This window comes from Streptomyces sp. NPDC096046 (assembly GCF_040303285.1).
Taxonomy (GTDB): Bacteria; Actinomycetota; Actinomycetes; order Streptomycetales; family Streptomycetaceae; genus Streptomyces.
Map to the genome: position 1 here is coordinate 24,689 of NZ_JBEOSZ010000047.1, position 23,108 is coordinate 47,796.

General features: G+C 72.6%; 21 protein-coding genes and 3 pseudogenes. 9 read left to right on the plus strand and 15 right to left on the minus strand.

Translation table 11 applies throughout. The annotated features are described in order from the left end of the window. Positions 1–8: 8 nt before the first annotated feature. Positions 9–273: pseudogene (locus ABTX62_RS30460) on the plus strand (hypothetical protein); the annotation flags it as partial. Here ABTX62_RS30460 and ABTX62_RS30465 read toward each other — a convergent pair. Beyond that, positions 263–2,314, minus strand: a complete 2,052-nt coding sequence (locus ABTX62_RS30465) for a phosphocholine-specific phospholipase C (RefSeq protein WP_352119192.1) — start codon at positions 2,312–2,314, stop codon at positions 263–265. The pseudogene ABTX62_RS30460 and the gene ABTX62_RS30465 sit on opposite strands and share 11 nt — an antisense overlap. A gap of 376 nt (positions 2,315–2,690) precedes the next feature. Here ABTX62_RS30465 and ABTX62_RS30470 point away from each other — a divergent pair, with 376 nt between their 5' ends. The 4 genes and pseudogenes from ABTX62_RS30470 to ABTX62_RS30485 form a co-directional block, all read left to right on the plus strand. Further along, entirely contained in the window at positions 2,691–3,761 is a 1,071-nt protein-coding gene (locus ABTX62_RS30470) for an aromatic ring-hydroxylating dioxygenase subunit alpha (RefSeq protein ID WP_352119193.1), read from the plus strand. Continuing rightward, the gene (locus tag ABTX62_RS30475) at positions 3,758–3,934 is read left to right on the plus strand and encodes a hypothetical protein (protein ID WP_352119194.1); all 177 of its coding nucleotides are present in this window, start codon (positions 3,758–3,760) and stop codon (positions 3,932–3,934) included. Before ABTX62_RS30470 ends, ABTX62_RS30475 begins: the two co-directional genes overlap by 4 nt. Then, on the plus strand, positions 3,934–4,869 hold the full coding sequence (locus tag ABTX62_RS30480; protein WP_352119195.1) for a PDR/VanB family oxidoreductase: 936 nt from the start codon (positions 3,934–3,936) through the stop codon (positions 4,867–4,869). Before ABTX62_RS30475 ends, ABTX62_RS30480 begins: the two co-directional genes overlap by 1 nt. Before the next feature lie 7 nt (positions 4,870–4,876). Then, positions 4,877–5,529: pseudogene (locus ABTX62_RS30485) on the plus strand (ABC transporter ATP-binding protein); the annotation flags it as partial. 50 nt (positions 5,530–5,579) lie between these two features. Here the strand turns inward: ABTX62_RS30485 and ABTX62_RS30490 are convergent. The 7 genes from ABTX62_RS30490 to ABTX62_RS30520 all read right to left on the minus strand — a co-directional run bounded on the left by ABTX62_RS30490 (position 5,580) and on the right by ABTX62_RS30520 (position 11,732). Beyond that, positions 5,580–6,251 carry a GntR family transcriptional regulator gene (locus tag ABTX62_RS30490; protein ID WP_352119196.1) on the minus strand — a complete coding sequence of 224 codons (672 nt, stop codon included), beginning with the start codon at positions 6,249–6,251 and terminating at the stop codon, positions 5,580–5,582. A gap of 41 nt (positions 6,252–6,292) precedes the next feature. Beyond that, the gene (locus ABTX62_RS30495) at positions 6,293–7,294 is read right to left on the minus strand and encodes a proline racemase family protein (RefSeq protein WP_352119197.1); all 1,002 of its coding nucleotides are present in this window, start codon (positions 7,292–7,294) and stop codon (positions 6,293–6,295) included. Between the two features lie 5 nt (positions 7,295–7,299). Further along, positions 7,300–8,190, minus strand: a complete 891-nt coding sequence (locus ABTX62_RS30500) for a dihydrodipicolinate synthase family protein (RefSeq protein ID WP_352119198.1) — start codon at positions 8,188–8,190, stop codon at positions 7,300–7,302. Next, a complete protein-coding gene (locus ABTX62_RS30505; RefSeq protein WP_352119199.1) occupies positions 8,187–9,551 on the minus strand; it encodes an FAD/NAD(P)-dependent oxidoreductase in 1,365 nt (454 codons plus the stop codon). The genes ABTX62_RS30500 and ABTX62_RS30505 overlap by 4 nt, the downstream gene beginning before the upstream one ends. Continuing rightward, entirely contained in the window at positions 9,541–9,855 is a 315-nt protein-coding gene (locus ABTX62_RS30510; protein ID WP_352119200.1) for a (2Fe-2S)-binding protein, read from the minus strand. The genes ABTX62_RS30505 and ABTX62_RS30510 overlap by 11 nt, the downstream gene beginning before the upstream one ends. Continuing rightward, complete coding sequence (locus ABTX62_RS30515; protein ID WP_352119201.1) at positions 9,852–11,006, minus strand: NAD(P)/FAD-dependent oxidoreductase; 1,155 nt, start codon at positions 11,004–11,006, stop codon at positions 9,852–9,854. The genes ABTX62_RS30510 and ABTX62_RS30515 overlap by 4 nt, the downstream gene beginning before the upstream one ends. Positions 11,007–11,072: 66 nt before the next feature. After that, positions 11,073–11,732: an MmyB family transcriptional regulator gene (locus ABTX62_RS30520; protein ID WP_352119202.1), complete on the minus strand. Its 660-nt coding sequence runs from the start codon at positions 11,730–11,732 to the stop codon at positions 11,073–11,075. 238 nt (positions 11,733–11,970) lie between these two features. Between ABTX62_RS30520 and ABTX62_RS30525 the strand changes: the two genes are divergently transcribed. The 3 genes from ABTX62_RS30525 (at position 11,971) to ABTX62_RS30535 (ending at position 13,594) form a co-directional block, all read left to right on the plus strand. Continuing rightward, complete coding sequence (locus ABTX62_RS30525; RefSeq protein ID WP_352119223.1) at positions 11,971–12,630, plus strand: helix-turn-helix domain-containing protein; 660 nt, start codon at positions 11,971–11,973, stop codon at positions 12,628–12,630. Between the two features lie 32 nt (positions 12,631–12,662). Further along, positions 12,663–13,193 (plus strand): toxin-antitoxin system, toxin component, encoded by a 531-nt coding sequence (locus tag ABTX62_RS30530; RefSeq protein WP_283974434.1) that lies wholly within the window; start codon positions 12,663–12,665, stop codon positions 13,191–13,193. 176 nt (positions 13,194–13,369) lie between these two features. After that, positions 13,370–13,594, plus strand: a complete 225-nt coding sequence (locus ABTX62_RS30535; protein ID WP_030841139.1) for a hypothetical protein — start codon at positions 13,370–13,372, stop codon at positions 13,592–13,594. A gap of 263 nt (positions 13,595–13,857) precedes the next feature. Here ABTX62_RS30535 and ABTX62_RS30540 read toward each other — a convergent pair whose 3' ends face one another. Both ABTX62_RS30540 and ABTX62_RS30545 read right to left on the minus strand, forming a co-directional pair. Beyond that, the gene (locus ABTX62_RS30540; RefSeq protein WP_352119203.1) at positions 13,858–14,517 is read right to left on the minus strand and encodes a 4'-phosphopantetheinyl transferase family protein; all 660 of its coding nucleotides are present in this window, start codon (positions 14,515–14,517) and stop codon (positions 13,858–13,860) included. Beyond that, positions 14,514–15,374 (minus strand): metallophosphoesterase family protein, encoded by an 861-nt coding sequence (locus ABTX62_RS30545; RefSeq protein ID WP_352119204.1) that lies wholly within the window; start codon positions 15,372–15,374, stop codon positions 14,514–14,516. Before ABTX62_RS30545 ends, ABTX62_RS30540 begins: the two co-directional genes overlap by 4 nt. A 254-nt stretch (positions 15,375–15,628) precedes the next feature. Here ABTX62_RS30545 and ABTX62_RS30550 point away from each other — a divergent pair, with 254 nt between their 5' ends. Next, positions 15,629–16,765: an ATP-grasp domain-containing protein gene (locus tag ABTX62_RS30550; RefSeq protein WP_352119205.1), complete on the plus strand. Its 1,137-nt coding sequence runs from the start codon at positions 15,629–15,631 to the stop codon at positions 16,763–16,765. Between the two features lie 4 nt (positions 16,766–16,769). On the opposite strand, the gene ABTX62_RS30555 is transcribed toward ABTX62_RS30550, so the two are convergent. The 5 genes and pseudogenes from ABTX62_RS30555 to ABTX62_RS30575 form a co-directional block, all read right to left on the minus strand. Continuing rightward, positions 16,770–17,288, minus strand: coding sequence for a cupin domain-containing protein (locus tag ABTX62_RS30555; RefSeq protein ID WP_352119206.1), 519 nt, complete (start codon positions 17,286–17,288; stop codon positions 16,770–16,772). 153 nt (positions 17,289–17,441) lie between these two features. Then, a pseudogene (locus ABTX62_RS30560) lies at positions 17,442–17,564 on the minus strand (alpha-L-fucosidase); the annotation flags it as partial. Between the two features lie 10 nt (positions 17,565–17,574). Further along, positions 17,575–20,616: an alpha-mannosidase gene (locus ABTX62_RS30565; RefSeq protein ID WP_352119207.1), complete on the minus strand. Its 3,042-nt coding sequence runs from the start codon at positions 20,614–20,616 to the stop codon at positions 17,575–17,577. A gap of 71 nt (positions 20,617–20,687) precedes the next feature. Then, complete coding sequence (locus ABTX62_RS30570) at positions 20,688–22,028, minus strand: 6-phospho-beta-glucosidase (RefSeq protein WP_352119208.1); 1,341 nt, start codon at positions 22,026–22,028, stop codon at positions 20,688–20,690. Continuing rightward, complete coding sequence (locus tag ABTX62_RS30575) at positions 22,025–22,789, minus strand: DeoR/GlpR family DNA-binding transcription regulator (protein ID WP_352119224.1); 765 nt, start codon at positions 22,787–22,789, stop codon at positions 22,025–22,027. Before ABTX62_RS30575 ends, ABTX62_RS30570 begins: the two co-directional genes overlap by 4 nt. Between the last annotated feature and the right edge of the window lie 319 nt (positions 22,790–23,108).

A 23,108-nucleotide genomic window follows, 5' to 3' on the forward strand; every position in this document is an offset into this window, starting at 1 on the left:
GCTGGCCAAACCCGCTGGCCGCCGCGGTGATCGGCCTGTCGATGCTGGGCGAACACCTCCAGGGCGGGGCCAGGGGTGTGCTGCTCGCGCTCGCCGGAGCGGGCCTGGCCTCCTGGGGCGTGGTGCTGCTCAGCCGGGCGGCACCCGCGGCCGACCCGGTCGACGACGACGGTGGCCGCCGTTCTGGCCCTGGAACCCGGTTCGGCCGCGGCCGAACCGGGGCTGGTGTCCCGGCCGCACGATCCGGGGCACCTCACCACGGCTACACGGTGATGATCGCCGGGTCGCTCACCCCCGGCCGCCCGTTCTCGACGTGTCCCGCGAACCGCCGCAGGAACGCCTTGTCGCCCTCGGCGGTGACGGTCAGGTCGTACCAGCGGCGGCTTGCGGCGAGTTCCACCGTCCGGCACACCTTCGCGCCCGGGCGGACGGTGACGGTCGAGGGCCGGCCGCCGTAGCCGCTGGAGACTTTCAGACGGGCCGTGCCGGAGCCCTTGTTGGTGAAGGTCAGCTCGATGTCGTCGCCGGTGTGGCGGGCGGTGACCTCGCAGCCGGCCGTCCTGTTGGAGCCCTTGAAGGCGCGCACGAAGCCGTTCGGGCCGTGCACGGTCAGGTCGTAGGAGCCTCCGGAGTACGCCGAGTTCCAGGTGTCGGAGAGCGTCTTGCCGGCCTCGGTGGTGTACATCCAGGGGCCGTCGGCGCGGTTGCCGGACGTGATGTGGAAGGCGGCGCCGGCCTTCGCGCCGGAGGCGAAGGTGAGGGTGACCTTCCCGGCGGCCGCGTCGACCGAGGCGTCCACGTGCGGGGCGTACTTCAGCGGCCGGGCGCGGCGCAGGCCGCGTTCCTGGCGGGGCATGCGCGGGTCCGCGGGCGGGGTCGGCCTGTAGTCGGGGTGGCGCTCGCGGTCCTGCGGCTCGTACTCGTCGGTGCCGGGCAGCGGCGCGGGGCGGGCGTCCTTGCGGGAGAAGTCGAAGGCGGCCGTCAGGTCACCGCAGACGGCGCGGCGCCAGGGCGAGATGTTGGGCTCGCGCACACCGAAGCGGCGCTCCATGAACCGCAGGATCGAGGTGTGGTCGAGAGTCTCGGAGCAGACGTAGCCGCCCTTGCTCCAGGGCGAGACGACCAGCATCGGCACCCGGGGGCCGAGGCCGTAGGGGCCGGCCGTCCTGCCGCCGTCGCCCGGGAAGAGGTCGAGGGAGACGTCGACGGTGGACAGGCCCCGGGAGGCGTCCTTCGGCGGCAGTGGCGGCACCACGTGGTCGAAGAAGCCGTCGTTCTCGTCGTAGGTGATGAACAGGGCGGTCTTCGACCAGACCTCCGGGTTGGAGGTGAGGGCGTCCAGGGCCTGGGCGATGTACCAGGCGCCGTAGTTGGACGGCCAGTTGGAGTGCTCGGAGAAGGCCTCGGGGGCGGCGATCCAGGAGATCTGGGGCAGCTTGCCGGACTTGACGTCGGCGCGCAGCAGGTCGAAGTAGCCGTCGCCGGCCTTGGCGTCCGTGCCGGTGCGGGCCTTGTCGTACCAGGGGTCGCCGGGCTTGGCGGCCCGGTACTTGTTGAAGTACAGCAGGGAGTTGTCGCCGTAGTTGCCGCGGTAGGCGTCCTGGATCCAGCCCCAGGAGCCCTGGGCGTCGAGGCCGTCGCCGATGTCCTGGTAGATCTTCCAGGAGACACCGGCCTGCTCCAGGCGCTCGGGGTAGGTCGTCCAGCCGTAGCCGCGCTCGGCGTTGTCCAGGACCGGACCGCCGCCGCTGCCGTCGTTGCCGGTGTACCCGGACCACAGGTAGTAGCGGTTGGGGTCGGTGGAGCCGATGAACGAGCAGTGGTAGGCGTCGCAGACGGTGAAGGAGTCGGCGAGGGCGTAGTGGAACGGGATGTCCTCGCGGGTCAGGTACGCCATGGTCGTGGTGCCCTTGGCGGGCACCCACCGGTCGTACTTGCCTCCGTTGCAGGCCTGGTGACCGTCGGGCCAGGAGTGCGGCAGGCCCTCCAGGAACTGCATGCCGAGGTCGTCGGCGTCCGGGTGGAACGGCAGGATCTCCTTGCCGTCCTTCTCCTGGTGCCAGACCGGTTTGCCGTTGTCGAGGGTGACCGGGCGGGGGTCGCCGAAGCCGCGGACGCCTCTCAGGGTGCCGAAGTAGTGGTCGAACGAACGGTTCTCCTGCATCAGGACGACGATGTGCTCGACGTCCTCGATCGACCCCGTGCGGTGGTTCGCCGGAAGTGCGGCCGCGCGCTGGATGCTGGCGGACAGCGCACTGAAGGCCGTGGTGGCGCCCGCGAGTTGGAGGAAGCGGCGCCGGTTGACTTCGGACATGAAGGACAGACCTCTCATCTGCTGTGCTGGATGGCCGGAGCATGACGGAATCTGCGCGGAAGGAGTGTTTCAGGGACACCAAACGACAAGGAAGGGGCGCGTGACACCCGTGTGAAAGTCGCCGGTACGCCGGGTGCGCCGGGGCGTTCCCAGGGGAGGGTGAGGGACGTGACAGAGACGCGGACGGCTTCCCCGCCGACGCAACGGCCCGTTCGCCGGCTCCTCGCCGCTCCGAGGCACTGCGCCCTGCCGCCGAGGTCACCGAGGCCGGAGACGATCGATACGGCAACGGCTTCCGTGGGGCGGAAGGACCGTTGCGACGCCGAGAGGTCCGCCCCGACGATGACGGCACGACCAGAGACGGGAGTCAGCGCCCATGCCCCACATGACCGCGTTCGCCAGGAACCAGTGGTACGTCGCCGCCTACAGCCAGGAGGTGGGGCGGGAGTTGCTCGGCCGGACGATCCTCGGTGAGACGCTCGTGCTCTACCGGACGGAGGAGGACGGCACCCCGGTCGTCCTGCACGACCGCTGTGTGCACCGCCGGTACCCGCTGTCGGAGGCGCCGACGCGCCTGGACGGGGACCGGATCGTGTGCGGCTACCACGGCTTCACGTACGACACGACCGGCACGTGCGTGTACGTGCCGGGGCAGAAACGGGTGCCGCGCACCGCCCGGGTCGCCTCCTACCCGGTCGTCGAGCAGGACTCGCTGATCTGGGTGTGGATCGGCGACCCGGCGCTCGCCGACCCGCAGACCATCCCCCGGGCCCGGCACCTGGACTCCCCCGGCTGGGTCACCGTGCGCGGCATGGAGCCCATCGACTGCGACTACGGTCTGCTCGTCGACAACCTCCTCGACCTGTCCCACGAGACGTATCTGCACGGGGGGTACATCGGCACCCCGGAGGTCGCCGAGACGCCGATCACCACCGAGGTCGACGAGGGCGCCGGAATCGTCCGGGTCAGCCGGCACATGGACGACGCCGCATGCCCGCCGTTCTACGCCAAGTCCACCGGGATCGAGGGCCGGATCACCCGCTGGCAGGACATCGAGTACCACGCGCCCTGCCTGTACCTGCTGCACAGCAGGATCGCCCCGGTCGGGGTGCTGCCCGAGGCGGACGGCCGCGACCCGAACGGCTTCCACACCGAGATCACGTACGCCATCACGCCCTCGGGCGACGGCACGGTCTACGACTTCTGGGCCGTCTCCCGCGACTGGGCGACGGACGACGCCGAGGTCACCGAGTTCCTGCGGGGCAACAACCACACGGTCGTCATGCAGGACGTCACCGCGCTCAACCTGCTGCAGAAGACGCTCGGCACCGAACGCAGCGGCTACCAGGAACTGAGCATCAACATCGACACCGGTGGTCTGGCCGCCCGCCGCATCCTCGCCCGGCTGGTGGAGCAGGGCGCGAAGCCCGAGGAGAAGGTCCGGTGACCGCTCCGACCGGCGAGATCTACCGCATCGCCTGGATGCCCGGCACCGACACCCTGCACGGCACGTGCCACTGCGGTCGTGAGCACACCGCGCAGGACCCGGTCGAGATGTGGGAGTGGATGCTCGCCCATCCGCAGGGGCACTTGGTCGACGAGCCACGAGGGACCGGTTGATGAAGGTGTACGAGACCGAACTCGTCGTGAGGCGGAGGGAGTTCGCCGCCGACGGAGTGCTCGCCCTGACCCTGGGCCATCCGCTGGGTGAGCCGCTCCCGGAGTGGGAGCCGGGCGCCCATGTCGACGTCGTGCTGGAGCCCGGTCTGGAGCGGCAGTACTCGCTGTGCGGTGATCCGTCGGACCGGTCGGCGTGGCGGATCGCGGTGCTGCGCGAGCCCGCCGGGCGGGGCGGCTCCGCCCATGTGCACGAGCAGCTCACCGAGGACGCCAAGGTGCTGGTGCGCGGGCCCCGCAACAACTTCCGCCTGGAACCCGCTCCCCGCTACCGCTTCGTCGCCGGCGGCATCGGCATCACGCCGCTCCTGCCGATGCTGGCGGCGGCGGAGGCGGCGGGCGCCGAGTGGACGCTGCTGTACGGCGGGCGTACCCGCGGATCCATGGCGTTCGGCGAGGAACTCGGCCGCTACGGGGACCGCGTGACGTTCGCGCCGGAGGACGAGACGGGCCTGCTGGACCTGCCCTCGGTGCTGGACGACGTGCCCGAGGGCACGCTCGTCTACTGCTGCGGCCCGGGGCCGCTGCTGGACGCCGTCGAGGCCCGCTGCCCGTCCGGGGTCCTGCGCGTCGAGCGGTTCCAGCCGAAGGAGCAGGAGACCGGCGGCAACACCGCGTTCGCGGTGGAGCTGGCGCGGAGCGGCAGGACGCTCACCGTCGCGCCGGACCTGTCCGTGCTCGACGCCGTGCGCGCCGCCGGGGTCGAGGTGCTGTACTCCTGCGCCGAGGGCACCTGCGGCACGTGCGAGACGGACGTCCTCGACGGTGAGCCGGACCACCGGGACTCGGTGCTGACGGACGACGAGCGCGCGGCGGGCGAGACGATGCTCATCTGTGTGTCCCGCTGCCGCGGCGGGCGGCTCGTGCTGGACCTCTGACCCGAAGGTGCCGGTTTCCACACGGGTCTGCCTCGTCGGGCCGTCGGGCTGCGGCAAGACGACCCTGCTGAAGTGCGTCGGTGGTCTGCTCGCCCCCACGGCCGGTGAGGTGCGGCTCGCGGGCCGCCGGGTGGACGGGCCGCCGCCCGGCATGGCGCCGTGTTCCAGGAGTACGGCCGCAGCCTGTTCCCATGGATGCGGGTCGGGCAGAACGTCGGACTGCCCCTGAGGCAGAAGAGGCTGAGCAGAGAGCGGCGCCGCGCGCTGGTCGCGGACGCGCTGGAGTCGGTGGGGCTCGCGGACGACGCCGGGGCGTACCCGTGGCAGCGGTCGGGCGGCATGCAGCAGCGGGTGGCCATCGCGCGGGCGCCGGCGTACGAGCCCGAGGTGCTGCTGACGGACGAGCCGTTCGCGGCGGTGGACGCCCAAACCCGGGCCGAACTGGAGGACCTGGTCCGGCGGTTGTGGCGGGAGCGCAGGATCACGATCCCGTTCGTCACCCATGACATCGACGAGGCCGTGTACCTCGGCGAGCGGGTGCTCGTGCTCTCGGCCTCCCCCACCGTCGTCCAGGAGCAGCTGAAAGTCGGTCTGCCGGCCGAGCGGGACCGGCTGCGCACGCGCGTGGACCCGCGCTTCGCCGAGCTGCGGACCCGGGTGGCGGCTCCAGGCGGCGAAGCGCGGCCGCTGAGCCGGTGGCGTCCGGCTGTTCAGGGTGCCGCCCACAGGCCCCGGACATGTCCGAGGTGCCGGCTCATCACGGCCCGTACGGCCTCCTCGTCGCGGGCGAGCAGCGCGTCCAGGATCTCCAGGTGTTCCTCGGCCGACGCCACCAGCCGCCCCTGTTCCGCCAGCGCCGTCAGCCCGTAGAGCCGGGAGCGGCGTCTGAGGTCGCGTACGACGTCGACGAGATGGCCGTTGCCCGCGAGGGCCAGCAGCCCGAGGTGGAAGCGCAGGTCGGCCTCCACGTAGGCGATGAGATCACCGGCCGCGGCGGAGGTGACGATCTCCCGGGCGGCCGGGCGGAGCGCCTCCAGGGCCACCGGGTCGGCCGTGCGGGCCAGTTCGGCCGTGGTGGGGATCTCGATCAGTGCCCGGATGTGGGTGTACTCGTCGAGCTGCCGCTCGGAGACGGCGGTGACGCGGAACCCCTTGTTGGGCACGGTGTCGACCAGGCCTTCCTTCGCCAGGTCGAGCATGGCCTCGCGCACGGGTGTGGCGGAGACGCCGAAGCGGGCGGCGAGAGCGGGGGCCGAGTAGATGTCGCCGGGCCGCAGTTCGCCGGCGATCAGGGCGGCCCGCAGCGCGTCCGCGACCCGCTCCCGGTGGCTGGGCTTCCTGCTGCCCAGCACGGGCAGGGCGGGGGTGTGCTGCGGGGCCATGACGGTCGGGGTTCCTCTCGTGGTCGGGTGCGCGGGCCGGTCTACAGGACGAACCCCGCCGGGAACGGGTCGTCGGGGTCGAGCAGGTACTGGGCGGTGCCGGTGATCCACGCGCGTCCGGTGAAACTGGGCAGGACGGCCGGCCGGCCGGCGACCTCGGTCGTGCCGAGCAGTCTGCCGGTGAACCGGGTGCCGATGAAGGACTCGTTCACGAACTCGGTGTGCAGCGGCAGTTCGCCGCGCGCGTGCAGTTGTGCCATGCGGGCGCTGGTGCCGGTGCCGCAGGGCGAGCGGTCGAACCAGCCGGGGTGGATGGCCATGGCGTGCCGGGAGTGGCGGGCGGTCGAGCCGGGGGCGGCCAGGTAGACGTGGTGCAGGCCGTGGATGGACGGGTCCTCCGGGTGGACGGGCGGGTCCTCGGCGTTGACGGCGGCCATGAGGGACAGGCCCGCGGCGAGGATCTCGTCCTTGCGGGACCGGTCGAAGGGCAGGCCGAACCGCTCCAGCGGCAGGACGGCGTAGAAGTTGCCGCCGAAGGCCAGGTCGTAGGTCACCGTCCGGCCGTCGGCGAGGGTGGCCTCGCGGTCGAGGCCGACGGCGAAGGAAGGCACGTTCCGCAGGGTGACCGCCTTGGCGGCCCCGTCCTCGACGGCCACCTCGGCGACGACCGGGCCCGCGGGGGTGTCGAGCCGGATGGTGGTGACCGGCTCGACGACTTCGACCATGCCGGTCTCGACCAGCACGGTCGCCACGCCGATGGTGCCGTGACCGCACATCGGCAGATAGCCGGAGACCTCGATGTAGACGACGCCCCAGTCGCAGTCGGGCCGGGTCGGCGGCTGGAGGATCGCGCCGCTCATGGCGGAGTGACCGCGCGGCTCGTTCATCAGCAACTGTGTGACGTCGTCGCGGTGTTCGCGGAACCACAGCCGCCGCTCGTTCATGGTGGCGCCGGGGATGGTGCCGATGCCGCCGGTGATCACGCGGGTCGGCATGCCCTCGGTGTGCGAGTCGACGGCGTGCAGGACGAGTTTGCTGCGCATGGCCCTCAGCCCAGTCCGGCCGCGAGGGCCTTCTCCGTGGCGGCGCGCACCGCCGCCTCCTGCTCGGGCAGCAGCGCCGTGCGGGGCGGGCGGCAGGGTCCGCCGCGGCGGCCCACGAGGTCCATGGACAGCTTGATGGCCTGGACGAACTCCACCCGCGAGTCCCAGCGCAGCAGCGGGTGCAGCCGTCGGTACAGGGGCAGCGCGGTGTCCAGGTCGCCACCGACGGCGGCGCGGTACAGCTCGGCGCAGGCGCGGGGCAGCGCGTTGGGGTAGCCCGCCACCCAGCCCTTGGCGCCCGCCACCGCCAGCTCCAGCAGGACGTCGTCCGCGCCGATCAGCAGGTCCAGCTCGGGGGCGAGTTCGGCGATCCGGTAGGCCCTGCGTACGTCTCCGGAGAACTCCTTCACCCCCTGGATGTGCCCCTCGCCGTGCAGCCGCGCGAGCAGTTCGGGCACGAGGTCGACCTTGGTGTCGATCGGGTTGTTGTACGCGACGACCGGCAGGCCCGAACCGGCGACCTCGGCGTAGTGGGCGACGACGGAGCGCTCGTCGGCGCGGTAGGCGTTCGGGGGCAGCAGCATCACCGCGTGGCAGCCCGCCTCGCCGGCCTGCTCGGCCCAGCGGCGGGACTCGGCGGACCCGTAGGCGGCGACGCCGGGCATCACGCGTTCCCCGCCGATCGCGGCGACGGCCGTCTCGACGACCCGGGCCCGCTCCTCGGCGGTGAGCACCTGGTACTCGCCGAGGGAGCCGTTCGGTACGACACCGTCGCAGCCGTTGCCGACCAGCCAGGCGCAGTGCTCGGCGTACCGGTCGTAGTCGACGGAGAGGTCGTCGTCCAGCGGGAGCGCGGTGGCGACGAGGACGCCGCGCCAGGGGCGGTGATCGGTCATGACGGTCCCTCCTGAGGGTGGGGGCGCGCGAGGACGCCGAGCGGTACGGGACGGGCGAACGGACGCCTGGCCGGGGTGGGGGCGCAGCCGGCGAGACCGGCGACGGCGGTGCCGCACATCCGGCCCTGGCACCAGCCCATGCCGGCCCGGGTCAGCAGCTTCACGGTGCGTGCGTCGCCCGCTCCGAGGTCCAGTGCCTCGCGCACGGCCCCGGCGGTGACCTCCTCGCAGCGGCAGATCACGGTGTCGTCGGTGAGCTGCTCGGCCCAGTGCGCGGGCGGCGGGTAGGCGGCGTCGAGGGCGGCGGCGGAACGTCTGAGCCGTGCGCGGGAGGTGAGGGCGGCGGGAGCGGGGTCGGGGGCGGTGTCCCGCAGGTGCGCGGCGGCGGAGTGGCCGGCGATGTGGCCCTCGGCGAGGGCGAGGGCGGCGCCGCCGATGCCGGTGGCCTCACCGGCCGCCCACACTCCGGGTACGTCCGTGCGCTGCTCGGTGTCGACGGCCACGGCGAACCCGTCGAGGCGGCAGCCGAGGCTCTCGGCGAGGTCGGTGTGCGGGAGCATGCCGTGGCCGGCGGCCAGGGTGTCGCAGGGCAGGTGCCGCTCGGTGCCGGGCCGGACGCGCCCGTCGGTGTCGAGGGCGGCGACGGTGACGCCGGTCAGCCGGTCGTCGCCGTGGGCGCGGACGACGGTGTGGCGGGTGAGGACCGGCACCCGGTGGCGCAGCAGCCGGGCGGCGTACCCGGCGCCTTCCGGGAGTTTGCCGGCCAGGGCCCGGCCGTGGCGGGCGAGGCGACCGGGGGCGGCCGACTCGACGAGGGCGGCGACCTCGACGCCGGCGGCCGCGAGTCCGGTCGCCACGGGCAGCAGCAGCGGCCCGGTCCCGGCCACGACCGCCCGCCGCCCCGGCACCACGAGCCCGCCCTTGAGCATGGCCTGGGCTCCCCCGGCCGTGACGACACCGGGGAGGGTCCAGCCGGGGAAGGGCAGCACCTGCTCGTAGCCGCCGGTGGCCAGGAGTACGGCGCGGGCGGGCACCTCGACGGGCTCCTGCTGCTCGGGCCCGAGCAGCGCGTGCACGGTGAAGCCGTCCGGGGTGCGCTCCACGATCCAGACGTGGTGATCCGTCAGCACGCGTACGGCACTGGCGGCAAGTCCGTCCCGCAACCGCTCCCAGGTCCGCCATCGGTGGTGCGGCGCCTCGGGCCGCCCGGCGCCCGGTCCGGCGGCGGGCTGCCGGTAGAACTGTCCGCCGGTCCGCGTCGCGGCGTCGACGAGCGTGACCCGTACGCCGCGCGCGGAGGCCGCCAGGGCGGCGGCGAGCCCGGCCGGTCCGGCGCCGATCACGGCGAGGTCAGTCCGCATGTGCCCCCTCCTCGTGGCCCGTTCCGTCCTGCGTGCCGATCACGTCCCCGGGCCGCACCGGCACCAGGCAGGCCCGTTGATTGGGGCGGCCGTTGACGGTCACCAGGCAGTCGAAGCAGACGCCGATCCCGCAGAACACCCCGCGCGGACGGCCCTCGCCCCGGGTGGCGCGCCAGGAGGTGACGCCCGCCGTCCACAGCACGGCGGCGACCGTCTGCCCGGGCAGCGCCTCGACCGGCCGCCCGTCGAAGGTGACCGTGAAGGCGGGGCCGGGCCTGGCGCCCGCCGGCTCCAGCGGGTTCACTCGGCCTCCTCGGTGAAGCGGTCGGGCCGGAACGGGCCGAGGTCCAGGTCGGGTGTCCGTCCGGTCAGCACCTGCGCGACGAGGTGCCCGGTGCCGGTGGCGAGACCGATGCCCGCGCCTTCGTGCCCGCAGGCGTGGAAGAGCCCGGGCGCCCTCGGGTCGGCGCCGATCGCGGGCAGGTGGTCCGGCAGATACGGCCGGAAGCCGGCGTACGTCCGCAGGGCCCGGACTCCCGTGAGGAACGGGAAGAGCCCTGTCGCCCCCGCCGCGAGCGCGCGCAGCGCCGGGAGGGACGGTGACCGGTCGAAGCCGACCCGTTCACGGCTGGCGCCGATGAGGACCGGCCCGGCCGGGGTGCCCTCCACCACCGGGGAGGTCTGCAGCGCCGCCGAGTCGCTGGCGACGTCGGCCACGTAGTCGGCGGCGTACACCTTGTGCCGGATGCGGGGCGGCAGCGGTTCGGTGACCAGGACGAAACCCCGCCGGGGCAGCACCGGCAGGGTGACTCCGGCGCGGGCCGCCACCTCGCCGCCCCAGGTGCCGGCCGCGTTGACGACCGCGGGCGCGTGGAGGTCGCCCCGGCCGGTCCGCACACCGCGCACCGCGCCGCCCGGGCCGCGCAGGACCCCGGTCACCTCCCACCCGGTGAGCACCCGGGCCTTCGAGGCGCGCAGCAGGTGCGCCGCCGCGAGGGCGGGCATCACCTGGGCGTCCTGCGGGTAGTGCACGCCGCCCGCGAGGCCGGGGGCGAGGTACGGCTCCAGGTCGGTGAGCCGGTCGGACGGCACCGGAACCGCCTCGACCCCGGCCGCGCGCTGCTCGGTGGCGCGTTTCGCCAGCCCGGCCAGTGCGCGCTCGGCCGCGGCGACGACGACACCGCCCTTGGCCTCGTACTCGACGGCCGTTCCCAGTCCCTCCCGGGCCAGATCGGCCCACAGCCGGGCGGAGAGGAGGGCCAGTTCGAGTTCCGGCCCGGGTTCCTTGTCGGAGACGAGGAGGTTCCCCTCCCCCGCTCCCGTGGTACCGCCGGCCACCGGGCCCCGGTCCACCACGACGGTGTCCAGGCCTGCCCGGGCCGCGTACAGTGCGGCGGCGGCGCCGACCACACCGGCTCCGACCACCACGACATCGCAGGTCAGCGACTCGATCACGCCAGTACTATGTCACACGCCACAGAACCGGGGAAGAGTGCCGCGAGGGCGGGCGCACGGGACCGGTCAGTCGGCCGCGGGGACGACGCTCAGGTGTGCGGCGCTACGGCGGGTGCGGCGCTCCCGGGCCGGAGCGCGGCGCGCCGCGCGCAGGACGAACGTGACCCGGGCGCAGCCCAGTTCGTCGAGTGTCCTGGACGTCTCGACCACGACCCGGCATTCGGTGGCACCGCGGCGCGGATCCGGGTGCAGCAGCGGCCGTACGGCACCGTCCTGCTCGACGGCGCCCTCGCCGACCGCGCGGATCCAGTGCGGCAGGCCGTGCCGGTAGGCGGCCTCCATGATCGGGTCCTGGGCGATGTCGCGGCGGATGGCCTGCAGGCCGTGGTCGGGGCCATGGCTCTCCACGGTCCGCGCGAAGTGCGCGAGCATCGGCAGGCACCAGCTCGCCTCGTGCTCGCCGAGCACCGCGGGGGCGTCGGGGTGGAACAGCACGAACCTGAGGAAGTTGCCGTCCGGCATGGCCGTCGGGTGCGGGCCGACCTCGCGGAAAAGTGACCGGAAGGCGCCGTTGGTCAGCACCACGTCCCAGCAGTGGTCGACGACGAGCGAGGGGAAGGGGACACCCTCCAGAAGCCCGGCGTAGTCCTCCAGATAGGCCTGAACCTCGGGAGTCTCGGGGACGGGCCGCGGTGCCGGCCGCTGCCCTCCTGCCTGATATGCCATCGGGAGGTCACCCCTCTTGCCTGTGCGGCCTTGACGCGGCGTCCCGATCCTGCTGCCCCGAGCTGAGGCGTGTCAACTATCGTGGCATTTCATGCCGGTTGACGGCTGAAATTGGCCACAGTTGTGGCGAGACCTGGATGTGAGTTCGAAGCACCGGCTACGCTCCGGGAAGTTCACGCCGGGGTAGGTCACGGCATCCACTTGTGAGAAGCCTGTGAGATACGTAGGAGATCTGTCGGTGACGGGTGGCTTCGTCGAGGGTCCGGGCGCCACGCGTACGGCCGTGCTACCGGCCGTCGTCTCCCGTGTCGCCGCGCTCGCCGACCGGCTCGGCGTGCCGCACGCCGAGGTCTTCGACACCGGCCGGCTGTCCGTCGCCTCCGGCGTCCCGGAGCCGGTGGTCAAGGCGCTGCTCAGCGGCCGGCCCGCGGGCGAGCCCGATGTGCAGGCCCGGTTCCTGCAGCGCCTGGACCTGTTGCGCCGGACCCGGCTCAAGCCCAACGGCCGCAAGTACACCCAGCAGGAGATCGCCGACGGCGCGGGCATGTCCCGCCAGCAGGCCGGCGCCCTCATCAACGGCGACCGGCGGCCGACCATGGAGCACTGCGACGCCCTCCAGCGGTTCTTCCGGGTGCATGCCGGCTTCCTGACGGCCGAGGACCCCGAGGCGCTGGTGAGCGCCCTCCAGCACACCGAGCAGGAGCTGCTGCAGAAGCTCGCCGACCGCGAGCGGGAGGCGGCCGCGGCGGCGGACGACCCGCTGGAGCGGCTGTTGCAGGACCACGGCGTGCGCGGCATCGCCTGGCGGGCCGCGCAACTGCCCACCGACCAGCATCGCGACAAGGTCGCGGAGTGGCTGGACATGCTCCTGGAGAGCGTCAAGCGGCCCGAGTCGTGACCGTGGGGAGAACTGTGGGCATCGGTAAGGAAATGCGCCGCCTGTGCGGTGAGCTGGTCGCGGAGCTGACCCTCCCCGCGCCGGCTCGGCCCGACGAGCTGTACGCCGCCCTGTGTGACGGCATGAGCAGACGCCGCGGTCGCCCCGTCCTGTTCCGTACGGCCGCCTTCCCGCCCGGGACCGCCAGCGGCCTCTGGCTCGACATGGCCGAGCAGGACCTCGTCGTGATCGAGGAACGCACCGCTCCCGATCACCAGTTGGTGATCCTCGGCCACGAGCTGTGGCACATGAAGGCCGGGCACTGCTCCCACCACGTCGGGGGCGCCGCCGTCGCGGCCCGGCTACTGGACGACGGAGCCGACCTCCAGGCGACCGTGCTGAAGGTCGCCGCGCGCACCCGCTTCGACCGCGACGACGAGAAGGAGGCCGAGAGCTTCGGTCTGCTGCTCGCCAGCAAGTGCCGGGCCTGGCTGGCCGGTTCGTCGTCGCGGGGGCCGGTGCAGCGGGACCACCTCGCGGGGCGGATCGAGGCCTCGCTGGGGTACCGCGGGCCGCAGGGCTGACGGGCCGCCCCCGGCGGCGACCGGTGCCGTCCGCCTCCGCCGAGCGGGCGAACCGGGGGGCGGCGGGGCCGGATTGTCAGTGGTGGGCGGCAAGCTGGAGGTGCGCCACCGCTGTGCGGGGCGTGCGCGCCGCGAGGGCGCTCGACCGACGACGCCGACACGGGGAGAGCCGACCGATGCCCACCGCCGTTCTGACCGATCGTGAACGCACCGCCGTCCAGGCCTATCTGCGACTGCTGCACACCGTCCGGGCCGCCTTCGACCTGGAGGGCGGCCCGCCGCTCGTCCCGCCCGCGGTGCTCGCCGAGGCGGAGCAGGCCTTGGAGCGCGCCGGGCTGACCGGCAACGAGGAGGCGTTCTTCCGCCTCCTGGAGAACTGGTGCCCGGAGCCGGGCCCCTGACCCGGGGCACCGCACGGGGTTGCCGGAGCGGCGGGGACGGCCCGGGCCGTCTGCCTGAACCGGGCCCGGAGCCCTGCGGGCGCCCGGCCGCGGCCGGGACGCGGACCCGGATCCCGCGATGACGCGGTGCCCTCCGCCGCGACGCGGACCCGGACCCATCGGCCCCGCCCGGCCCCCGGGCGGGACACGCCGGTCGGGTCCGGCTGCCCGAGGAAGCCGGGCCCGTGGCCGGGATGACCTGACCCGCGCCGACGCGGAGCGGGTCAGGCGTGCGGTACCGCGATCGCCGTCGCGATCAGGCCCCGCGCCGCTGTCCAGCGGCCGTCGAAGTGGGTGAGGCGGCGGGCGCCCACGCGCGGGCCGGGGACGAGCAGTGCCGCGCGGAAGGTGCCGTCCGCGGTGAGCTCGATGTCGGCCTCCATGAAGTCCAGCCACTTCCCGGTGAGGGGGAACCACGCCTTGTAGACGGATTCCTTCGCGCTGAACAGCAGCCGGTCCCAGTGGATGCCGGGACGTTCGGCCGCGAGCCGCCGCAGCCGGCCGGCCTCGGTCGGCAGGGACACGGACGACAGGACGCCCTCCGGCAGCGGGCCGTGGGTCTCGGCGTCGATGCCGAGGGAGGCGAGGTCGGCGGTGCGGACCAGCGCGGCGGCGCCGTAGCCGTCGCAGTGGGTCATGCTGCCGGTCAGCCCCTCAGGCCAGCGGGGAGCGCCGCGGTCCCCCGGCAGGATCGGCCCCGGCGGCACACCGAGCTTCTCCATGGCGCTGCGGGCGCAGGAGCGCACGACGGCGAACTCCCTGCGCCGCTTGGCGACCGCCCGCGTCATGAGCGCCGCCTCCTCGGGGTAGAGCGGCGTGGCCGCGTCCTCGTGGCCGTACGCCTCCACGGTGACCGCGGCTTCCGGCAGCAGTTCCTCGATCACCGCTCCTCGCCCTCCCCCGGCAGGATCGTCCGCAGCCGCCCCGGCGGCCCGGACCGCTTGCGCCACTCGCGCGGGTAGCCCACCGACACCTCCTCGAAGCGCACGCCCTCGTGCCAGGTGGTACGGGGGATGTGCAGATGGCCGTAGACCATCGTCTGGACGCGGAACCTGCGGTGCCAGTCGGCGGTCAGGTCCGTGCCGCACCACATGGCGAACTCGGGGTGCCACAGGATGTCCATCGGGTGCCGGTGCAGCGGGTAGTGGTTGACGGGGATCACGGGCAGGTCGCCGGGCAGTTCGGCGAGCCTGCGTTCGCTCTCCGCGACCCGGGCCCGGCACCAGGCCTCCCGGCTCGGGTAGGGATCGGGGTGCAGTAGATACTCGTCGGTGCAGACGATCCCGGTGCCCTGCGCGTACTGCAGTCCCTGCTCCTTGGTGGCGCAGCCGGCCGGCAGGAAGGAGTAGTCGTACAACAGGAAGAGCGGGGCGACCGCCACCGGGCCGCCGGGGCCTTCCCAGACGGGGTAGGGATCCTCGGGTGTGGTCACTCCGAGTCCGCGGCACAGTTCGACCAGGTACGCGTAGCGGGCGGCGCCGCGCAGGGTCACGGAGTCGCTCGGGTGGGTCCACAGCTCGTGATTGCCGGGCACCCAGACGACCTTGCGGAAGCGGCCCGAGAGCGTCTCCAGGGCCCAGCGGATGTCCGCCACGGTCTCCGCGACGTCACCGGCCACGAGCAGCCAGTCGTCGTCCGTCCCCGGCCGCATGCCCTCGACCAGGGCACGGTTCTCCGCGTACCCGATGTGCAGATCGCTGACGGCCAGCAGTTGTGCGGCTCCAGCGGCCGTCGACATCACCGTTCGCCCCCTCCGCGCACCCGGACGCCACCAAGAGATCACATCCGTGCGAGCGGGACAAGGGCGGCCCGATTGCCGTGACAGGAGAAATCCTTCACAGGCGCGTTGCACGGCGGGGCCCGCCGAAGCCGTATGATCTGGCCCAACACCACCGCTTGGAAATTCCCTTCACAGGGGCGGTTTGGTGTCCCTCCATTCTTCTGCCCGGGCACGGGCTGCTCGGCCTTGCCCGCGAACCGTGAAAGGCGGCCTGCATGGTCTCTCGCGTACGCGTCTGGCTCAACCGCACGTACGCGGAGAACGTGTTCTTCATGGATCAGCTGCGGAGGAATCCCAGCGACCGGGCCGTCGAGATCCATGCCACCCACGGCGACCCCGACTCGCCTGTGCTGGCCGCCGCCGACACCGCCGAGCTGGAACCCGAGAACCTCTCCCCCGCCGGATATGTCGAGTACGCGCTGGACCAGTGCGCGCGACGCGGGATCGACGTGTTCGTGCCCCGGCTGCACCAGTCGGCGATCGTGGCGCACCGCGCCGAGTTCGAGGCGGTCGGCACGGCCCTGCTGGCGCCACCGCCCGAGGCCGTGGCCGTGTTCCACGACAAGGTGATCGCCTACGAGGCGGTTCAGGCGATCGGGGTACCGGTGCCACCGTGGTACCGGGTCCGCTCGGAAGACGAACTCGTCGCGGCCGTCGAGGAGTTGGAGGCCGACGGGCACAAGGCGTGCTTCAAGCCGGCGTCCGGGGCCGGCGGGGTGGGTTTCCGCGTGATCACGCGTACGCCCTTCTCGCTGATGCATCTGAGCGGGTTCCCCAGCCCGTATGTGCCGCTCGATCTGGTGCTGGAGGCGCTGCGGGGTGCCGAGGAGCCGGTGGACTGGCTGGTGATGCCGCGACTGGAGCAGCCCGAGGTGTCGGTGGACTGCCTCACCGGCCCGGACAATCTCGTCCGGCTGGCGGTGGGCCGCACCAAGAACGGCCGCCGCCGGGGCTTCACCCTGCACGAGCAGTGGCTGGACCCGGCCCGGCGGATCGCCGAGGGCTTCGGTCTGCACTACCTGTCCAACATCCAGTTCCGGATGTTCGGCGACCGGCCGGTCCTCATGGACGTCAACACCCGCCCGGCCGGCGGACTGCACCAGCTGTCCCTGTGCGGCGTCAACGCCCCCTGGGCGGCGGTGCGGCTGGCCCTCGGGGAGGACCCGGGCGAGATGGCTCCGCCGTTCCTGGGCCAGGACTACACGGTGGTGTCGGGGCCGCGTCCGCTGCGGCCGGTGTCGCTGCCGCCGCAGCGGCCGGAGGCGACAGAGCCGCTGCCGGGCGTGCCCGCGCCCCCGTCGGCGGAACCGGTCGGCCCCGTCGGGGCGGCGGCTCAGGCGCTGCCCCTCTGAGGCCTCAGCCCCTGGCCGCGAGCGCCTGGCGCCAGACGGGGCTGTCGACGTAGTGGTTGTCGAAGCGTTCGGCGGAGTCCTTGATCTCCTGTGGGTCGGCCTCGCCGCGCATCACCCGGCCCAGCAGCCGCAGATAGTCGAAGCGCCCCGCGCCCGGGGTGAAGACGAACAGCACGTCGGCCGTCGCACCGGGCGCGGCGGCGAAGGCGTGCGGCGTGTGCGGCGGTACGAGGAGGAAGTCGCCGGCTCGCAGCACGGTGATCTCCTCGCCCATCAGTACCTGGAGCGCGCCGTCGATCACGTAGAACATCTCGGACGCCTCGGTGTGCAGGTGGGCGGGCGCGCCGACCGCGCCCGCAGCGAAAGTCGACCGGTAGCTGGTGAGCCGCCCGCCGGTGTTCACGGAGTCGGCGAGCAGGGTCATCACGCTGCTGGGGTCGCGCGTCGTCTCGGCCTCGGCGGCGCGGGTGAGGACCGGTGCGAAGCCGCTGCTGTTTCCCGTGTCGTTCTGGGTCGTCGTCATGACATCGACTCTAGAGAGCCGGGCGACCCACGACAGGGGGCATTTCGGTGCCTCCTTCGTGGGTCAATTCGGGAGTGTCAGAAGCGGCCCCCGCCCCGGTAGAGGTCCAGTTCTCCTTCCAGTTCGACGGCCAGCACAGTGGCGTGCGGGCCGCATGTACCGCTCGTGCGGGACGATGCCGTCGTAGAACGACCGGGACTCCTGGACGCCGTCGACGGTGTAGATGCCCCAGTGGACGAAGATCCCGAGTTTGGCGTCCTCGAACCACGGCTGCATGGCCTTGAGGTCAGCCCCTCCGCAGGCGCAGGGTCAGGATCTGGAAGGGCCGCAGCGCGACGGGGACGGCGCCGTCGGTCGTCTCCGCGTCCTGAAGCGGTCGTTCCAGCAGGTCGGTGATCTGGGCGCCGGCGAGCGGGAACCCGGTGCGCAGGGTGCCGGTGGCGCGACCGCCGCGGGACTCGTAGAGCCGTACGACGACATCGCCGGAGGCGTCGTCGGCGAGCTTGACCGCCTCCACGGTGACGCCCTCGCCCTCGGCGGAGACGACCGGTTCGGGGGCGCCTGCCGCGTCGGCCACCCGGAGCGGGAGGTTGAGGGAGTAGCCCTCGGCGACGGCGTCCTCGATGGTCGCGCCGGGCAGCAGCGCGTAGGTGAGGCGGTGGCGGCCCTGGTCGGCCTCGGGGTCGGGGATGCGCGGGGCGCGGACCAGGCTGAGACGGACGGTGGTCGTGGTGCCGCCGTCCTCGCGGACCGTGCGGGAGACGTCGTGGCCGTACGTCGAGTCGTTGATGACGGCGACGCCGTAGCCCGGCTCGCCGAGGTGCACCCAGCGGTGGCCGGAGACCTCGAAGCGGGCCGCCTCCCAGGTGGTGTTGGTGTGGGTGGGGCGCTGGATGTGGCCGAACTGGATCTCGGCGGAGGAGTGCGGGGCGCGGATGTCGACCGGGAAGGCCGCCTTGAGGATCTTCTCGGTCTCGTGCCAGTCGATGTCCGTCTCGAAGTCGATCCGGGGGCTGCCGGCGCGGACGGTGATCGTCTGGGTGATGGTGGAGCCCTTGCCGAAGGACCGCTCGACGCGGAGGGCGCCGATCAGCGGGTCCTGCTCGACGACCGTGACGGAGGTGGCGTCGAGGAGGTCGGTGTAGCGGTTCTTGTAGTGCTTGTCGATGTCCCAGGCGTCCCAGTGGTTGGGCAGGTCGGTGTGCAGGCGGAGCAGGTTGCCCGGCTCGGCCAGAACCTCACGGCCGGCGCGCAGGTCGCGGACGGAGGACAGGGTGCCGTCCTCGGCCACCTCCACCCGGACCAGGCCGTTGTCGAGGATCCGGCCGTGCACCGTCACGGGCTGTGGGGGCGCCGCCTCGGCGAGGGGAGCGGAGCCGCCCGCGGGCACCCGCACGTACGCCGGTGCGCCGTCGGCGGTGCGGACCACTTCGGCGCGGTCGTAGGGACTGGTGTTGAAGACGCGGGCTTCGCCGGCGCCCAGCGCGGCCAGCGCCTCGGCGGTCAGCGCGTGCAGTTCCCGCGCGACACGGGCGTACTCGGCCTCGGCCTCGCGGTGCACCCAGGCGATGGAGGAGCCGGGCAGGATGTCGTGGAACTGGTGCAGGAGCACCGTCTTCCAGAGCCGGTCCAGCTTCTCGTGCGGGTAGGCGTAGTCCGGCGCGTGCAGGGCGGCGGTCGTCGCCCACAGCTCGGCCTCGCGCAGCAGGTGCTCGGAGCGGCGGTTGCCCTGCTTGGTGCGGGCCTGGGAGGTGTAGGTGGCGCGGTGCAGTTCCAGATACAGCTCGCCGACCCACACGGGCGCGTCCGGGTACTCCTCGCGGGCCTTGGCGAAGAACGCGTCGGGGTGTTCCACGACGACCTTCGGGGAGCCCTCCAGGTCGGCCAGCCGTCGGGCCCGTTCCATGATCTCGCGGGTGGGGCCGCCCCCGCCGTCGCCCCAGCCGAAGGGGGCCAGGGAGCGGGAGGCGCCGCCCTTCTCCCGGTAGTTGCGGACCGCGCGGGACATCTCCTCGCCGCTGAAGCGGGCGTTGTAGGTGTCGACCGGCGGGAAGTGGGTGAAGATGCGGGTGCCGTCGATGCCCTCCCACCAGAAGGTGTGGTGGGGGAACCGGTTGGTCTGGTTCCAGGAGATCTTCTGGGTGAGGAACCACTCGTTGCCGGCGAGCTTGGCGAGCTGCGGGTAGGCCGCGTTGTAGCCGAAGGAGTCCGGCAGCCACACGCCCTTGGTCTCGATGCCGAAGTGCTCGATGAAGAAGCGCTTGCCGTGGATGAACTGGCGGGCGACGGCCTCGCCGCCGGGCAGGTTTCCGTCGGCCTCCACCCACATCCCGCCGACCGGCGCCCACTGGCCGTTCTTGACGGACTCCTGGATGCGGGCCCAGACCTTGGGGTAGTGGTCGCGCACCCACTCGTACTGCTGGGCCTGGGAGCAGGCGAAGATGAAGTCGTCGTACTCGTCGGCGAGCGAGGTGACGTTCGAGAAGGTGCGGGAGGTCTTGCGCTTGGTCTCGCGGATCGGCCAGAGCCAGGCGGAGTCGATGTGGGCGTGGCCGACGCCGGAGATCGTGTGGGCGCTGGCGTGCGCGGGCTTGGACAGCACCGGCTTCAGCGCCCCGCGCACCGCGGCGGCCGAGCCGGGGACGTCGTCCAGGTCGAGCACGTCCAGCGCCCGGTCCAGGGCGTGCGCGATCTCGTGGCGGCGCGGGTCGTGCTCGCCGAGCTCCAGCATCAGCTCGCGCAGCACCTGCACGTCGAGGTCGAGGTGGAAGACCTCCTCGTCGAGGATGGCGAGGTCGGCGGCGCGGAAGGTGTAGAGCGGCTTGTCGCCCGCGGTGAGCTTGTCGCCGAGGGGCGTGGGCGTGGCGAAGTCGTCCGCGAGGATGTCGGGGTTGGAGGCGGCCTCGACCAGGTAGTCGACCGTTTCGCCGCCCTGCGCGGGGTTGGCGATCGCCACGTACTGGTTGAGCGGGTTGACGGCCTTCAGCGGGGTGCCGTCGGTGAGGTGGACGAGGGCCTCGGCCTGGTTGCCGGGCCAGTCGCCGACGAAGCCGAGGTCGATGACGGCCTCGACGCGGCGGCCCGCCCACTCCTTCGGCACCCGGCCGCGTATGCGGAACCAGGTGGTGCCCCAGGGCGGGCCCCAGGGGGTGCCCATCGCGAAGGGCCGGTAGGAGGCGGCGGCGGCCTCCTCGAAGGGGACCGGCTCCCCCGGGGCCTGCCAGGCCTCCACCTCGAAGGGCACGGTGGCCGCGTAGACCGCGGTCTTGATGCGCTGGTCGTGAAGGCGCTGCACGCGCTCCTCGATGCGGCGGCTTTCGTCGTGCATGGGATGTCTCCAGGAAGCGGGAAGAGCGAGCAGGCGGCAAGCGGTGGGGGAAAGCGCTTACCAGACGGCGTTCACCTAAGGTACGCCAACCCGGGATGGACCTCGGTGTAGCCCTCGACCAGCCTGCGGGCCACATGGACGGAGTCGACGAGCGGGTGCAGGGCGAAGGCCTTCACGGCCGTCGCGCGGGAGCCGGAGCCGGCCGCGGCCAGCACCTCGCGTTCGACGGCCTTGACGGCGCAGACCAGGCCGGTGGCGTGACCGGGCAGCGGGTCCACGGTGACGGGGTGGGCGCCGTTGGCGTCGACGAGGCAGGGGACCTCGATGACGGCCTCCGCGTCCAGGACCGACAGCGTGTGTCGGTTGCGGACGTTGAGGATCAGGGTGGTGCGCTCGTCCCGGGCGATGGCCCGCATCAGCGCGAGGGCGACCTTCTCGTAGCCGCCGGACAGGTCGTCCTCGTCGCGTTCGCCGGCGCCCGCGGTCTCGCGGTTCTCGGCCATGTAGGTGGCCTCGCGCTCGGCGCGGGTGCGGTCCCACACCGCGAGGGCGGGGGCGTCCGGGTTCCTCATCTCGGCGTAGAAGCGGGCCTGCTGGTCGTGCAGGAACGCGCCGCGGGTCTTCTCGGCCTGCTGGTAGGCGCGGACGGCCTCGCGGTTGAAGTAGTAGTAGTGCAGGTACTCGTTCGGGATCGCGCCCAGGGATCGCAGCCAGTCGGCGCCGAAGAGCTTGCCCTCTTCGAAGGAGCCGAGCAGGTCGGGGTCGGCGAGCAGGCGCGGGAGTTCGTCGCGGCCGGCGACGCGCAGGCCGCGCACCCAGCCGAGGTGGTTGAGGCCGACGTAGTCGATCCAGGCCTCTCCCGGGTTCTTCGCTCCGAGCACCCGGGCGATGCGACGGCCGAGGCCGACCGGTGAGTCGCAGATGCCGATGACGCGGTCGCCGAGGTGGTGGGACATGGCCTCGGTGACCAGGCCGGCCGGGTTGGTGAAGTTGATGACCCAGGCGCCGGGAGCGAGACGGGCCACCCGCCGGGCGATGTCGACGGCGACCGGGACCGTGCGCAGGCCGTAGGCGATGCCGCCCGCGCCGACCGTCTCCTGGCCCAGCACGCCCTCGGCCAGGGCCACGCGTTCGTCGTTCGCGCGCCCCTCCAGGCCGCCGACGCGGATCGCGGAGAACACGAAGTCGGCGCCGCGCAGGGCCTCGTCGAGGTCGGTGGTGGCGCTCACCTCGGGCGGGTCCGGGACGCCGGCCGCCTGCTCGGCGAGGACGCGTGTCACCGCCGACAGGCGTCCGGCGTCCAGGTCGTGCAGGACGACGTGCGTCACCCGGCCCTCGGCGTGGTCCTGGAGGAGCGCTCCGTACACCAGCGGGACGCGGAAGCCCCCGCCGCCCAGAATCGTCAGCTTCACGCCTGCACCCTTCCCACGACGACGACCTCGACGCCCGCCTCCTGCAAGGAGGTCCGCGTCGCCGCGTCGACCGGCTCGTTCGTCACCACCGCGTCCAGGTCCTGGGGACCGCAGACCTTCGCCATCCCGTGTCCCGGGAACTTCGCCGCGTCGGCGAGGAGGACCACCTTCTCGCCGGCCTTGATCATGGCGCGCTTGACCGGCACCTCCACGACCGTCGTGTCCATGACCTGCCCGCCGGGCCGCACCCCGCTGGTGCCGAGGAAGAGCCAGTCGGCGTGCAGCTGCCGCAGGTTGTCCTCGGTGAGGAAGCCGACCAGGGAGCGGTACTCGCGGCGGACCATGCCGCCGAGCAGGACCAGTTCGACGCCCTCGTCGTCGACGAGTTCCTCGTAGACCACCAGGTTGCTGGTGATCACGGTGAGCCGCCGTCCGTGCAGTTGCCGGGCGAGGCGGTAGGCCGTCGTCCCGATGTCCAGCAGCACCGACTGGCCGTCCTCGATCATCGCGGCGGCACGCTCGGCTATGGCGTCCTTCTCAGTGACGCGCACCTCGGCGACCTCGGCGAAGGGCTGGTCGCCCGCCTCGACGACGGCGCCGCCGTGCACGCGTGTGAGCAGTCCGTCTTCTTCCAGTTTGACCAAGTCACGCCTGATGGTGGCGGGACTCGCTCCCAGTTGCTCCGAGAGGTCGGTCACGGCCGCGGGCCCACCGGCGCGCAGGGTCCGCAGGATGAGTTGGTGTCGTCGTTCCGCCAGCACGACCGGAACGCTACTCGTCATTTTCAATCATTCCATGCTCGATTCTGCTCGGATATTGACCACTCTCTCCGGATCAACGCACGATTTGGGGCATCGTATTGACGAGTTTTGACGAGCTCCGTCGAAGCCGTGAGCGAGAGCACACATCCGTGGACGATGACCGGCCGGATGTGCTGCTGACCGGACCGCTCTTCTACGACCTCGTGCTCACGGGCCCGGGCAAGGCTCGATTCTGCTCGGATATTGACCACTCTCTCCGGATCAACGCACGATTTGGGGCATCGTATTGACGAGTTTTGACGAGCTCCGTCGAAGCCGT